Raw genomic sequence first — 13,388 nt, 5'->3', positions numbered from 1 at the left:
AGTGCTCACGAATTGCTTGAATTAAAGGAGTGTACACCTTGAGCAAGTCTAACAATATTATTCTCATCGGTATGATGGGAACCGGCAAATCAACCGTCGCTGATATGCTCGCACGTGAGCTTGGTTACCGATTGATTGATGTGGACGCCGCGGTGGAAAAAGAGGAAGGCTGTACGATTCCGGAACTGTTCATCGGCAAGGGAGAGACGTATTTCCGTGATGCCGAGAGCCGTGTGTTGTGTTCGGTACTGGAGAAAAAGTCACAGGTCATAGCGACCGGAGGTGGCGTGGTGTTGCGTTCAGATAATTGTGACGTGATGTTGGAAAATGGTTGGGTTGTTGCTCTGACTGCTGATCCGGCAGTGATTGTGGAACGTGTTAGCGGCTGTGACAATCGTCCCCTTCTTGCAGGCAATACAGAGGAACGCATCAAGGCCATTATGGAAGAACGGAAAGACGCATACCGGTTCGCACATTATACGGTGGATACAACCGAGTTATCCGCTGCTGAAGTGACTTGTTTAATTTTAGCGCATTACCGCGTCTAAGCTTGTTATCATCGAAGTTTGATGGATGAAAGATGGTGGCAGATATAACAAAACGGGCCATTTTGGCCCGTTTCTAAGAGTGGAGTAGAAGTTAAAGGTTACAAATGATTTCGCTTCTCTCCGGGTTACTCTAGTCTTCCTGTTGCCACTGAAGCATACCGCCGACCATGTTCGTACAGCCTTCATATCCCAGTTGCTGCAGATATTCGCATGCACGCTCACTGCGGTAACCGCTACGACAGATGATCACGATCTCGCCTGATTTCTCAATCTCAGACAGTCGGTCCGGAATCTGTCCAAGCGGGATATGCTTGGCTCCTTCGATCATGCCTTGCGCGACTTCATCGTCCTCGCGGACGTCTATCATCTGCAGCTTCTCTCCCGCCTGTAAACGGCGGCGAAGCTCAGACGTTTCAATTTCAGCTATTTGTGTCATATTCAGGTCCTCTTTTCTGTATGGACTTAACGCCTATAATGATACCCAAGCGATGCATGGAATGTCAATTTGGCCACAATATAATCAATGAAGGAGAATTTCATCCATGGACGTTATTGTTAAACCAACCCCCACTCTGAACGGGGAAATCGGGGCTCTGTCCTCCAAAAACTACACTACCCGCTATTTGCTGGCTGCTGCGCTGGCCGAAGGCACAAGTACCATTCATTTCCCGGCACACAGTGAAGACAGTGACGCCATGCGCAGATGTATTCGTGATCTTGGGGCAGTACTTGAAGAAGACGACAGCAAGATTGTGATCAAGGGCTTCGGCAGTCATCCCCGTGATGTGCGTGAGTTGAATGTGGGGAATGCGGGTGCTGTACTTCGTTTCCTGATGGGAGTTACAGCGCTCTGCCCTGACGTTACATTTGTAAATACGTACCCGGATTCGCTGGGCAAACGTCCGCATGATGACCTGATCGATGCGCTTGGCCAACTGGGTGTAGAAGTACAGCACGAACAAGGACGCTTGCCGATTACCATCAAAGGTGGCAATGCCAAGGGTGGACACATTCGTGTATCCGGCTCCGTCAGCTCCCAATATCTGAGCGCATTGTTGTTTGTTACGCCTTTGCTTGCAGAAGACAGCACCATTGAAGTGCTGAATGACCTGAAGTCCAAGGTCGTTATCGGACAGACGCTGGAAGTGCTGGAGCAGGCAGGCATCGTTATCCATGCAAGTGATGATTACATGTCCTTCCATGTACCAGGTGGACAGGCATACCAGCCAACGACTTATACGGTACAAGGGGATTATCCTGGATCAGCAGCGGTTCTTGCAGCAGCAGCGGTTACACAGTCTGATGTGAAAATTCTGCGCCTGATGGAGCAGAGCAAACAGGGCGAACGTGCCATCGTTGACGTTCTGCGCATGATGGAAGTGCCGTTGACACATGAGAATGATGTCGTACACGTTCAAGGTAATGGCAGACTGAAAGCGATCGAATTCGACGGGGATGCCGCAACGGACGCCGTTTTGGCTATGGTAGCCGCAGCTGTGTTTGCGGAAGGCACGTCTCGGTTCTATAATGTAGAGAACCTGCGTTACAAGGAATGTGACCGAATCACCGATTACTTGAACGAACTGCGGAAGGCAGGAGCGAACGTCGAAGAGCGTCAAGCTGAGATTATCGTACACGGACGTCCGGAAGGTGTTGAAGGCGGCGTTGAGATTAACGCTCACTTCGATCATCGCGTTATTATGGCGCTTACAGTCGTTGGTCTGCGTTCCAAGGAACCGCTTCGTATTCGTGATGCACACCATGTAGCCAAGTCTTATCCGCAATATTTCGATCATTTGCAGGCGCTTGGCGCCTCGGTTCAATGGGTAAAAGAGTAAATAACTGAGAATCAGTCTTTTGAACACGCACTTTAATCAGAAAAGGATGGTGCTTGAACATGGAATTTAACAATCCTACTCGTGAAGAAATTGGACAAATTTTGCGCAAGGCAGGCAACATCGCAGTCGTCGGTTTATCAGACAAATCGGATCGCACTTCCTATATGGTGGCCGAAGCCATGCAAAGCAGAGGCTATCGCATCATTCCGGTTAATCCACAGGTGCAAGGTGAAATCCTTGGAGAGACGGTATATGCTACGCTTGCAGATATTCCAGAGCCAGTAGACATCGTCAATGTGTTTCGTCGCGATGAGTTCTGCGCGGATGTAGCACGTGACGCCGCTGCCATCAAAGCAAATGTCCTGTGGCTTCAGCTTGGCATCCATAGTGATGAGGCGGTTCAGATTGCGGCAGAGAACGGCATGACAGCGGTAACGAATCGTTGTATCAAGGTAGAGGATTCCATCGTTCTGCGCGGCGCTGGACGCGGCTGAGAGGCCCGTTCACCTGAGATCGATTGATCTCCTGATTTGACCAATTGAATGATTGCAGGATAGATCCCGTTAACTTTGAAGTTGACGGGATTTTTTCTGTTCTATTTTTGCTTTATAAAATGACCAATGGGTTACTGTTTTGCTTTGACAAAACGTTGCGCAAAGCTTACCATCTAGGATAGAAAGGAGAGGTCGCCATGAATTGGCTCGGATCCTTGCAGCAGCTCGGAAGAGCGGTAATGCTGCCTACAATGGTCCTGCCCGCCGCCGCAATTTTGCTCAGTGTTGGCAGTCTGCCTTGGGACGCCTGGGGATTAAGTGTTGTCGGTGAAGTGTCTACCGTGGCCGGACACGGCATTTTTTATTTCTTGCCGTATTTGTTCGCTGTCGGTGTTGCACTGGGACTCTCCAACCAGGCCGGACAAGCGGGACTCGCCGCGCTGGCTGGTATCGTGATATATGATCAGGTGACTCGCAACTTCAGTGATGGCACTGTTCAGCCTGCTTCCTTAATCGGAATCATACTCGGCGCGCTTGCCGGTGGGATGCATAATCGGTTTAAAAGCATTAAACTACCTGAAATTTTGCAATTTTTCGGGGGTTCAAGGTTTGTTTTGCTCATAGTCGGACTCTGTTCGGCATTGTTCTCCTGCTTTATGTTATGGCTCGCTCCGATTTTACAGCATGGATTGAACGCCATTGCCACGTGGGAATACAGTCTCGGCGGTTTTGGATTGTTCATCTATGGGGTGTTATACAGGGTGCTGGTCGCTTTTGGACTTCATCATCTGCTTAACAATGTATTTTGGTTCCAGTTAGGAACGTTCGAAACGCCTGATGGTAACATTGTGCAAGGGGATTTGCCCCGATTTTTTGCAGGAGACTCCACCGCAGGATTCTTTATGGCGGGTTTGTTTCCCATCATGATGTTTGCCATTCCGGCGATAGCCTTTGCTATTATTCAGGAAGCCAGGGAAGATCTGAAACCGAAAATCAAGAAAACTTTTCTGACATCGGCACTCGTTTGTTTTCTAACCGGGGTATCGGAACAGATTGAGTTTGCTTTTTTGTTCGCAGCACCTTATCTGTTCATCGTGCATGCAGTGATGTCCGGCGTTGCCATGTGGATCAGTTACTGGCTCGATATCCGGCATGGATTTTCATACTCCGCAGGTATTATTGATTACATACTCAATTTCCATCTATCGGAGAATGCTTGGAAGCTCATTCCGATTGGCATACTATATGGGCTGGTTTATTACTTCCTGTTCCGATGGGCGATTCGTACGTTCAAGATTCCAACGCCAGGACGTGAAGAGGGCTCCATGCTGGAAGATTGGGTAGGTAACATTCCTTATCAGGCACCTTTAATCCTTGAAGCATTGGGTGGAAAGAGTAACATTGTACAGGTTGAAGCGTGTATTACACGTCTTCGCCTGACCGTGCATGATGACCGCCTGATCGACACGGGTGCCATGAAGAGTATGGGGTCCGCCGGACTGATCAAGCTGGGTGGCGGTAACGTACAGGTGGTATTCGGTACCTATTCAGAATTGATTCGGGAAGAGATCGCGAAACTGCTGGAAAGAGATCTGCAACAGGTTCTGTTCTGTGCTCCCGTTCAGGGAAAAATGTTACCCATTGAAGAGGTGCCGGATCAGATCTTTGCAGCCAAGCTTGTTGGGGATGGAGTAGCTTTTGTTCCAGAACGCGGAGAGTTGGTATCCCCGGTGTATGGAACAATTATGCACTTGTACCCGACCATGCATGCTTTGGGGATTTCCACTCGGGAGGGACTTGAGGTGTTACTGCATATCGGCATCGATACCTCTCAGTTGAAAGGCCATTTTGAAGCTTTTGTTCAGGAGGGCGATACGGTGGAGCCAGGGCAGTTGTTGATCAAGTTTGATCTTGCGGTACTTCGCGAGCAAGCGGCGTCACTGACAACCCCAATGGTAATTACGAATCCCGATCGAGTAAAATCATGGAGCTTTGCTCCATTTAAGCAAGTTAAGAAAGGTCAGGCATCCGTCATGTCCGTGGTGCTCTATGACAGGAACGTTGGAGGGGTAGAATGAAGATACAAGGCATCAACGGAGCTGCAGGCATAGCCATCGGCAAAGCATTTGTCCTGCCCAGTTGGGAATGGGATCTGCCGGATCAGAAGATGGATTCGGTAGATCTCGCCCAAGAGTTCGAACGGCTGTATGAGGGCATACGGACATCAAAGGATGAGATCGAATATATCAAAAATGAGTTCAAGGAAGTTGTTGGTCCGGAGGAGTCCAGTATTTTTGATGCACATCTGGCAATCCTCGAAGATCCGGTATTCATGAACGAAATTCGCGGCATAATCGAGCGTCAGTACAAGGCGGCAGAAGTGGCAGTCAAAGAAGCCATAGACCACTTTGTCACAATGTTTGACTTGCTGGAAGACGAGTATATGAAGGAGCGGGCCATTGACATCAAGGATGTGGGTAATCGTCTGCTCAAGCATCTGCTTGGTGCACCGGAGATTACACTCCCTTCAGATACCCAGCCTTATGTACTTGTTGCCAAAGAACTATCGCCATCTCAATTAGCGCATCTGAATCCCAGCCATGTCCTAGGCATTGTAACCTTGATTGGCGGGAAGACATCACATTCTGCAATAATGGCTCGCGCGCTTGGCATTCCTCTCGTTTCCGGTCTGGAAGCGAGTCTTGGCATGCCGGTAGAGACTGGTGATATGCTTGTGGTGGATGGTGATAACGGCTTGGTATTTACCGACCCGGATCGCAAGACAATTGAACGGTATACCATGCTTCGCAGCAAACAGCTGAAGAAAAAAGAACAACTTCAGGTGCTTGCTACGGTGGATGCTGTAACCAAAGACGGGGCCGTATTACACCTCGCTTCCAATATCAGTTCGGTGAAAGAACTGGATCTGGCTTTGAAACATGGAGCCAAGGGTGTAGGATTGTTCCGGACAGAGTTCTTGTATATGGACCGGGCTACATTCCCTGGTGAGCAGGAGCAGTATGAGGTGTACCGCCTTGTGGCAGAGAAGACGGCAGGTCAATCCGTTGTCATTCGTACACTGGATATCGGTGGTGACAAGCAACTGGATTACTTTGAATTGCCGGAGGAAGACAATCCGTTTCTGGGTTATCGTGCCATTCGGATTAGTCTGGACCGTAAGGACCTGTTCAAAACACAGCTTACAGCCATTCTCCGTGCCAGCGCTGCCGGCAATGTCAAAATCATGTACCCGATGATCTCTTCGGTGGAAGAGCTTCAACAAGCCAATGAGATTCTTCGTGAGGCGATGTCCGATCTGGACGAGCGGGGATTATCATACGACCCTCACATTCAGGTGGGGATTATGATTGAAGTTCCTGCTGCGGTGATGATTGCTGATCTGCTGGCGGAGGAAGCGGATTTCTTCAGTATAGGAACGAACGATCTGGTTCAATATGTGCTGGCAGTAGATCGAATGAATGAGCAGATCGCTCATATGTATCACCCTTATCATCCTGCTGTTCTGCGGATGCTTCGTGCCACAGCCGATGCGGCGCATACGGCCGGAATTGATGTCAGTGTGTGCGGGGAGATGGCAGGGGACGAGCGTGCCATTCCACTTTGGCTGGAGCTTGGCATTCGCCACTTGAGTATGTCCCCGCAATCCCTGTTACGTGTGAAGCACAGAGTGTTGAACACAACAGCATCGGACGCCAAAGAAGAAGCCCGAAAGTGCTTCGCCCTGCGGACCAGCGGAGATATTGAGGAGCGACTGCAAGTTTTTAATGACTCCACGGGAAGTCCAGACGAACAAAGTGGTTCGAATGCATCCTGAATGGGATAAATGGATATAAATACCTTTAAGTTAATATATTTACATTTGTGATAATTAATTATTGGAAAACTTGTTATATAAAATAACCCCACTGTGCATGAGAGCACAATGGGGTTATTTTTACTTGTCAGCGAGTGCATCACAGAATGCCTTGCCATAAGGGGGAAGGTCGGGCGGACGACGTGCCGAGATGATATGTCCATCAACAACAACCGCTTCATCTTTCCAGATTGCACCTGCATTTTCCATGTCATCCCGAATGCCTGGTGTAGAGGTTACCGTAACCCCTTCCAGAATTTTGGCAGAGATCAGCACCCAGCCCGCATGACAGATCTGTCCAATCGGTTTTCGGTCTGCATTCATTTCCTTCACAAGTTCCAGTACTTTGGGATAACGACGCAGCTTATCTGGCGCCCAGCCGCCTGGCACGAGAATGCCATCGTAATCTGAACTGTCCAGTTCATCAAAACTATATTCGGCTTCAGCAGGCACACCATATTTGCCAATATAGGTTTTTCCTTTTTTCTCTCCAGCAAGATGCACTTCTGCACCTTCTTCACGAACACGATGCACAGGGTACCACAATTCCAAATCCTCGAATTCTTCATCGACCAGAGCGATGACTTTTTTACCGGTTAATCTCATGTTCATCTCTCCTTTTTGCGTTAATTAGGACTGTTGCGTCTTTAATTGTAACAGATTCTCCTAGGGACTTCATGGTTGTGCATAAGCAGTCTGGAGGAAGCGATTACAAGTCAGTAATTACCTGCATTCGACAACCTTCATCTGGAGGGAGTGGTAATTTGTGCAACCTTTCTTTTGGAGCAGGATTTGAGCCGAAATAGGTCGAATGGTACTTATATAGAGTAAAGAACGAATGAGGTGATGGGTGTGCGCAAGTCGTGCAGATGTGGACATGTTATGGAGTTGGAATTAAGAACCGTGGTATACGCCAAAAAAGTGGAGATTCGAAACGTACCCGTATTTGCGTGTACAGATTGTGTATCATACGAAGTGCTTCCGCCAGTCAAGCCGGACTTAACAGAATGTATAAGTACGTTGGGTGAACAGCCCGTGAAGCAAGACGTATCTTTTGGTGAACGTAATGAACTGGCAGACCTGTTTCATGAGCAACTGCTGGCCTGGCCGGATGCGACCGATCGGGAGATGCAATATCGGATGCAGCAAGCGGTGGAGGAACGTATTAATCTGTTGCTGGACATCATGGGTTACGCAACGAAGTCTGGAGATGCAGTTTGGATAGAGACTACGGAGCGCAGGTTAAGTCAGTTATCCGGATTTGTGTGGCAGGAGTATTTCTCGAATGCTGTCTAATTTTGACGTGCAAAATGCTTGTTTTCATGAAAATTGGCTTTTTCGCGCACTTTTTGTTAAGATATCGAAGAGTGAAAACGCTCAACATAGCGGTATTCCTGGTAAAGGGGGATGTATATCTAATGGCTGACATGACTAAAATGACAAGTATTGAACAGCTAAACTCCGCAGTGGAGGCTACCGAGGATCAACCCTTGCTTCTGTTTAAGCACAGCACGCGCTGTCCGATCAGCTCGAACGCATATCAGGAGATGAACGATTATTTGCTTAACAATGCCAATGAACAAGTGAAATATGGCATCATCTATGTTGTGGAAGATCGCCCAGTATCGAATGAACTAGCAAATAAGCTGGGTGTTAAGCACGAATCTCCACAGGCGATCCTGATTAAAAAGGGAATTCCTGTATGGCATACTTCCCATTCAGATATTACTAGAGCTACACTTACGAAAGTTTTGAGTGAGTCCTAAAGCCTATTTTAATTGATTAATGCAAAAATTTGTCGTAATATAAATCTTAATGAAAATGGTATGAAAATTTACTGGTAATGGAGAGAAGTACTGTGACGGTAACCATTTATGATGTGGCACGTGAAGCTGGAGTGTCTATGGCAACGGTATCACGGGTAGTTAATAATAACCCTAATGTTAAACCGCAAACGCGGAAAAAAGTATATGAAGCCATCGAACGGTTGGGATATCGTCCGAATGCGGTAGCCAGAGGTCTGGCAAGCAAGAAGACAACCACGGTCGGGGTCGTTATTCCGGATATTTCGAACTCAACCTTCGCGGAGATTGCCCGCGGAATTGAAGATATTGCGAATATGTATCACTACAATATTATTTTGTGTAATGCAGATAAGAAGAAAGAAAAAGAAATTCGTGTAATTAACACGTTGCTCGAAAAACAAGTAGACGGATTGCTCTTCATGGGCGGAACAGTAACGGACGAACACATTCAGGCGTTCCAGTCTGCGGCTGTGCCGATCGTACTTTGTGCAACGAGTGATGAGAAGGGCACATTCCCTTCGGTGGATATTGACCATGAAGCGGCTGCGTTTGATGCGGTAAACACCCTGATTCGTCATGGACACAAGGAAATTGCGATGATCAGTGGTACACTGCAAGATCCGGCGAATGGATATGCCCGTTTCCAAGGATACAAAAAAGCACTGGAAGCAGCGGGTATTGAATACCAAGAGGATCTTGTTCGAATTGGTAACTATCGGTATGAATCCGGTGTGGAAGCAATGAAATATTTCCTTGGACTCAAGAAAAAACCATCAGCTATCTTCGCTGCAACAGATGAAATGGCCATTGGTGCCATTCACAGCATTCAGGATGACGGTCTGAAAGTACCGGATGACTTCTCCATTATTAGTGTGGATAACATCCGTATGGCTTCCATGGTGCGTCCTCAGTTGACGACAGTGGCACAGCCAATGTACGATCTTGGCGCAGTTGCGATGCGTTTGCTGACCAAGCTGATGAAGAAGGAAAATGTGGAGAATCCACGGGTTATTTTGCCGCATGAAACGATTCTTCGTCTGTCTGTAAGTCATGCAGATGTAGTGTAATCGGGATTATATACAGGACAGAGAGAAGTCGTTCTCTCTACATAGTGGATATGCGAAAGCTCCGGAGACGGAGCTTTTGTGCTGAATGAGGTTAAAAGTGAAAACAGGAGGTATCAGAAGATGCATGAAACGATTGGTATTATCGGAGCGATGGATGAGGAAGTAGAGCTTTTGCTGGCAGGTATGAAGCAGCTTGAGACGGTCAAACAAACCGGGATTACATACGTTGCAGGTGAGTGGCTGGGCAAGCAAATTGTCGTGTGCAAATCCGGCGTAGGAAAAGTAAATGCAGCGGTTACGACACAGATCTTGATTGATCGTTTTCAGGTTAATCGCATTATCTTTACAGGTGTAGCGGGTGCGGTTAACCCAGAACTGAACATTGGAGATATGGTTATATCGTCTGTATGTGTGCAGCACGACATGGATGTAACGCCACTGGGGTTCGAACGCGGGGTTATTCCTTACCAGGAGACATCTGCATTCCCTGCCGAGGCTTCGCTTATTACACTGGCTGAAGAAGCGTGTAAAGCTCTGGGAGCCCATTATTTGATTGGTAAAGTATTATCAGGAGACCAATTTATTGCGAATAAAGATACCGTTAACATGTTATATACCGAAATGGACGGTGCATGTGCTGAGATGGAAGGGGCAGCTGTAGCCCAGGTTTGTTACATGAATCGTGTACCATTTGTTGTCCTGCGGGGGATGTCAGATAAAGCGGATGGTTCGGCGCATGTCAATTTTGCTGAATTTACCGTGGAATCTTCCCAGCGTTCACACCGTATTGTGGAACATATGTTAGAAAATATGTAATGGCAGCACCAAGAAAACCGCCTTTCGATTAGCTGTTCCATGAAGTATGGAGCAACGCTGCGAGAGGCGGTTTTTGTTATGTATATCGTTTTTCGAACAGATCATCGAATTAATACATGAACCGATGGCGGAAGCGTACACGATCAAACTGTTCTTCCGATGTGATGGGCACCTGACTTCCGATACGCACCATCAAACAGTTCGCAGGATGTGAACATATTTCAGGGTCGTCCGTTGCATACCAAGTCATGTCAATCGTTTGCATCAGCCTCTCCATCATTTTGCGATAATCCCATACGTTTAGTCCGCTGCCCTTCAGATCCCAATGCCAATAATATTCTGTGGTGAAAATAATGTAATTCTCCATGTATTTATCTTCCAGAGCCGTAAGCAACATTTCACGTCCAATGCCAAGCGAGCGATAGTCGTCCGCAACCTCGATTGCTCCAAGCTCAATCAGATCAGTCATGTTGCCCTCGGACCAGCGTTCACAATCATCCGCATAGTGAAAGGTTACATATCCGATAATCGTTTCATTTTCGTGTGCAATGATAATTCGACCTTCAGGCAATGCTGCGATCTCGGCCAGAGCTTCCTGCTGCTCCGTTGGGCGGCGAAAAGCATCCAGATCCGAATGGAAGGCAAGACGGGTTATCTCCTCGGCCTGCACGGGTCCTTCAACAGTAATTCGGTGGCCGGACTTGAAGATGGAACGCATATGATGTTCTTTGATATGTTCCATGGTTCATGCTCCTCTCTCTCCTACTTATAGAGGTTGTTCACAAAGGAACGCTTTTGATTACGAAGGATGACTATCGGCATCATCAGCATCGAATATGGCATTCACCCGAAATGTCCGTTGCTCACGTAGTTTTCCCTACGCTCCGCTACTCCATTTCTAGCTTCATCCCATCTTCTTGGTACTGAAAATCGATCTTCTTGAACACATATTTATAGCAAAAATCCAAAAAATTGAAAAGCCATAGACGACAATTGAAAAGATTTGCTATAATTGCGTAGACAAAAAATGTTCACAATTCAATACAGTATGGTTAACATCTGTTTGGCCGAGCAAGTACATGATGAGAAGTTCTCTCTACTAATGTAAGCGCTAACTGGAAGTTCAGTCAACACAAAGGCAATGAGAATTAACCCCTAACGGGAATCGAAATGTCGAGTTGAAGGAGGCTGGCAAGCATGAGTCAAGCACATGGTGAGATGCTGCAAACGGTTGTGTCTGAATCTAATCTGGGCGATTACACGGAGGCGAGAAGCCGGTTCGATTGGGAATCGGTGGAACGGCACTTTACGTGGCACGCCAGCGGAAAAGTAAACATGGCGCATGAAGCGATTGATCGTCATGTACTGGAAGGAAGGGGCGGTAAAACCGCTTTATTGTATAGCGATGCTTCACGTGAAGAGGCCTATACTTTTGCTGACTTGAGTGAACAGTCGAGTCGGTTCGGAAACGTTCTCCGCAAATATGGCATAGCCAAAGGAGAGCGGGTGTTTATTTTTATGCCTCGAAGTCCTGAACTGTATTTCAGTCTTCTGGGTATATTGAAAGCTGGAGCCATCGCGGGCCCTTTATTCGAAGCTTTTATGGAAACGGCAGTGAAGGATCGGCTGGAGGATAGCGGAGCAGTAGCACTCGTCACAACTCCGGAATTACTGAAACGCATCAAACGTTCCGAGTTGCCCGAACTCAAACATATATTCATTGTGGGTGGGGGCGTGCAGACGGAAGAAGGACTCATCGATTTTGATGCAGAGATGTCTGCCGCTTCGGATGAGATGGAAGTAGAGTGGTTGAATCGTGACGATGGTTTGCTCATTCATTATACCTCAGGCTCTACCGGTAAACCCAAAGGGGTGTACCATGTTCAAAATGCGATGATTCAGCACTATTATACAGGTAAGGTTGTTCTGGATTTACGTGAGGATGATGTGTACTGGTGCACTGCTGACCCTGGTTGGGTGACAGGCACTTCTTACGGTATCTTTGCTCCATGGCTCAACGGAGTGACCAATGTGATACGTGGTGGTCGTTTCAGTCCTCAAGATTGGTACAGCACAATCCAGAAGAACAAAGTCACGATCTGGTACAGTGCACCAACGGCCTTCCGTATGCTGATGGGAGCTGGAGAAGAGACCATTGCCCAGTTTGATCTGAGCAGTCTGCGTCATGTCATGTCTGTCGGTGAACCGCTCAATCCGGAGGTTGTTCGTTGGGGATGGAAAGCCTATGGTCAGCGAATTCATGATACATGGTGGATGACGGAAACAGGTGCACAGTTGATCTGTAACTATCCCGGAATGCCGATCAAGCCTGGCTCCATGGGACGTCCGTTGCCTGGCATTGAAGCTGCCATTATTGATGATCGCGGGCAGGAATTGCCGCCGTACAGTATGGGTAATCTGGCCATACGGGCACCTTGGCCATCCATGATGGCGAAGATCTGGAATAACCCTGCGAAATACGAGGAGTATTTCAGGCTTACGGGCTGGTATGTATCCGGTGACTCTGCTTATATGGATGAAGAAGGATATTTCTGGTTCCAGGGACGGATTGATGATGTGATTAATTCGTCAGGCGAGCGCATTGGACCCTTTGAGGTGGAGAGTAAGCTCGTGGAGCATCCTGCGGTAGCAGAGGCGGGTGTAATCGGTAAGCCGGATGTGACACGTGGAGAGATCATCAAGGCCTTTGTGGCGCTTCGTGAAGGATATGAGGCGACACCGGAACTGAAAGAAGAGATTTATCGTTTTGTCAAAGAGGGCTTGTCTGCCCATGCTGCTCCACGTGAGATCGAGTTTAAGGATAAACTGCCTAAGACACGTTCTGGCAAAATCATGCGCCGTGTGCTGAAAGCCTGGGAGCTTGATCTTCCAGCAGGAGATCTATCCACCATTGAAGACTAACGTTAATACTCTACGAAGCCAAAT

Annotated in this window: 13 protein-coding genes; 10 read left to right on the top strand and 3 right to left on the bottom strand. The window is 47.7% G+C overall.

Translation table 11 applies throughout. The annotated features are described in order from the left end of the window. Positions 1-38: 38 nt before the first annotated feature. Entirely contained in the window at positions 39-548 is a 510-nt protein-coding gene (locus AB4111_RS15680; protein WP_442032292.1) for a shikimate kinase, read from the top strand. Positions 549-678: 130 nt separating this feature from the next. Here AB4111_RS15680 and AB4111_RS15675 read toward each other — a convergent pair whose 3' ends face one another. Next, positions 679-984 carry a rhodanese-like domain-containing protein gene (locus AB4111_RS15675; RefSeq protein WP_017687407.1) on the bottom strand — a complete coding sequence of 102 codons (306 nt, stop codon included), beginning with the start codon at positions 982-984 and terminating at the stop codon, positions 679-681. Between the two features lie 106 nt (positions 985-1,090). Between AB4111_RS15675 and aroA the strand changes: the two genes are divergently transcribed. The 4 genes from aroA (at position 1,091) to ptsP (ending at position 6,715) form a co-directional block, all read left to right on the top strand. After that, positions 1,091-2,386: a 3-phosphoshikimate 1-carboxyvinyltransferase gene (gene aroA / locus AB4111_RS15670; protein WP_442032291.1), complete on the top strand. Its 1,296-nt coding sequence runs from the start codon at positions 1,091-1,093 to the stop codon at positions 2,384-2,386. A gap of 59 nt (positions 2,387-2,445) precedes the next feature. Continuing rightward, complete coding sequence (locus tag AB4111_RS15665; protein ID WP_124116073.1) at positions 2,446-2,880, top strand: CoA-binding protein; 435 nt, start codon at positions 2,446-2,448, stop codon at positions 2,878-2,880. Positions 2,881-3,077: 197 nt separating this feature from the next. After that, positions 3,078-4,958 carry a glucose PTS transporter subunit IIA gene (locus tag AB4111_RS15660; protein ID WP_442032290.1) on the top strand — a complete coding sequence of 627 codons (1,881 nt, stop codon included), beginning with the start codon at positions 3,078-3,080 and terminating at the stop codon, positions 4,956-4,958. Beyond that, complete coding sequence (gene ptsP, locus AB4111_RS15655; RefSeq protein WP_253439131.1) at positions 4,955-6,715, top strand: phosphoenolpyruvate--protein phosphotransferase; 1,761 nt, start codon at positions 4,955-4,957, stop codon at positions 6,713-6,715. The genes AB4111_RS15660 and ptsP overlap by 4 nt, the downstream gene beginning before the upstream one ends. A 120-nt stretch (positions 6,716-6,835) precedes the next feature. Here ptsP and AB4111_RS15650 read toward each other — a convergent pair whose 3' ends face one another. Continuing rightward, positions 6,836-7,360, bottom strand: coding sequence for a type 1 glutamine amidotransferase domain-containing protein (locus AB4111_RS15650; protein WP_442032289.1), 525 nt, complete (start codon positions 7,358-7,360; stop codon positions 6,836-6,838). Positions 7,361-7,636: 276 nt separating this feature from the next. Between AB4111_RS15650 and AB4111_RS15645 the strand changes: the two genes are divergently transcribed. The 4 genes from AB4111_RS15645 to AB4111_RS15630 all read left to right on the top strand — a co-directional run bounded on the left by AB4111_RS15645 (position 7,637) and on the right by AB4111_RS15630 (position 10,442). Next, entirely contained in the window at positions 7,637-8,050 is a 414-nt protein-coding gene (locus AB4111_RS15645) for a hypothetical protein (RefSeq protein ID WP_442032288.1), read from the top strand. 122 nt (positions 8,051-8,172) lie between these two features. Further along, a complete protein-coding gene (ytxJ, locus tag AB4111_RS15640) occupies positions 8,173-8,520 on the top strand; it encodes a bacillithiol system redox-active protein YtxJ (protein WP_442032287.1) in 348 nt (115 codons plus the stop codon). 92 nt (positions 8,521-8,612) lie between these two features. After that, positions 8,613-9,626 carry a catabolite control protein A gene (ccpA, locus tag AB4111_RS15635; protein WP_036614690.1) on the top strand — a complete coding sequence of 338 codons (1,014 nt, stop codon included), beginning with the start codon at positions 8,613-8,615 and terminating at the stop codon, positions 9,624-9,626. 120 nt (positions 9,627-9,746) lie between these two features. Continuing rightward, positions 9,747-10,442 (top strand): 5'-methylthioadenosine/adenosylhomocysteine nucleosidase, encoded by a 696-nt coding sequence (locus AB4111_RS15630; RefSeq protein ID WP_442032286.1) that lies wholly within the window; start codon positions 9,747-9,749, stop codon positions 10,440-10,442. 109 nt (positions 10,443-10,551) lie between these two features. Here the strand turns inward: AB4111_RS15630 and AB4111_RS15625 are convergent, their stop codons facing one another. Further along, positions 10,552-11,184, bottom strand: a complete 633-nt coding sequence (locus AB4111_RS15625) for a GNAT family N-acetyltransferase (RefSeq protein ID WP_442032285.1) — start codon at positions 11,182-11,184, stop codon at positions 10,552-10,554. A gap of 455 nt (positions 11,185-11,639) precedes the next feature. Between AB4111_RS15625 and acsA the strand changes: the two genes are divergently transcribed. After that, positions 11,640-13,364, top strand: a complete 1,725-nt coding sequence (gene acsA, locus AB4111_RS15620) for an acetate--CoA ligase (RefSeq protein ID WP_442032284.1) — start codon at positions 11,640-11,642, stop codon at positions 13,362-13,364. The last annotated feature ends 24 nt before the right edge of the window (positions 13,365-13,388 follow it).

The sequence above is a fragment of the Paenibacillus sp. 2KB_22 genome, assembly GCF_052115745.1.
Lineage (GTDB): Bacteria > Bacillota > Bacilli > Paenibacillales > Paenibacillaceae > Paenibacillus.
Note: the sequence above shows the minus strand (reverse complement) of the source record. Positions and strands in the feature narration are given on the sequence as shown.

Excerpts from the sequence above, each read along its gene's own strand:
- aroA (WP_442032291.1), top strand. The coding sequence starts at position 1,091 with ATGGACGTTATTGTTAAACCAACCCCCACTCTGAACGGGGAAATCGGG.
- ytxJ (WP_442032287.1), top strand. The coding sequence starts at position 8,173 with ATGGCTGACATGACTAAAATGACAAGTATTGAACAGCTAAACTCCGCA.
- AB4111_RS15645 (WP_442032288.1), top strand. The coding sequence starts at position 7,637 with ATGGAGTTGGAATTAAGAACCGTGGTATACGCCAAAAAAGTGGAGATT.
- ptsP (WP_253439131.1), top strand. The coding sequence starts at position 4,955 with ATGAAGATACAAGGCATCAACGGAGCTGCAGGCATAGCCATCGGCAAA.
- AB4111_RS15675 (WP_017687407.1), bottom strand. The coding sequence starts at position 984 with ATGACACAAATAGCTGAAATTGAAACGTCTGAGCTTCGCCGCCGTTTA.
- AB4111_RS15630 (WP_442032286.1), top strand. The coding sequence starts at position 9,747 with ATGCATGAAACGATTGGTATTATCGGAGCGATGGATGAGGAAGTAGAG.
- AB4111_RS15660 (WP_442032290.1), top strand. The coding sequence starts at position 3,078 with ATGAATTGGCTCGGATCCTTGCAGCAGCTCGGAAGAGCGGTAATGCTG.
- acsA (WP_442032284.1), top strand. The coding sequence starts at position 11,640 with ATGAGTCAAGCACATGGTGAGATGCTGCAAACGGTTGTGTCTGAATCT.
- AB4111_RS15665 (WP_124116073.1), top strand. The coding sequence starts at position 2,446 with ATGGAATTTAACAATCCTACTCGTGAAGAAATTGGACAAATTTTGCGC.
- AB4111_RS15625 (WP_442032285.1), bottom strand. The coding sequence starts at position 11,184 with ATGGAACATATCAAAGAACATCATATGCGTTCCATCTTCAAGTCCGGC.
- AB4111_RS15650 (WP_442032289.1), bottom strand. The coding sequence starts at position 7,360 with ATGAGATTAACCGGTAAAAAAGTCATCGCTCTGGTCGATGAAGAATTC.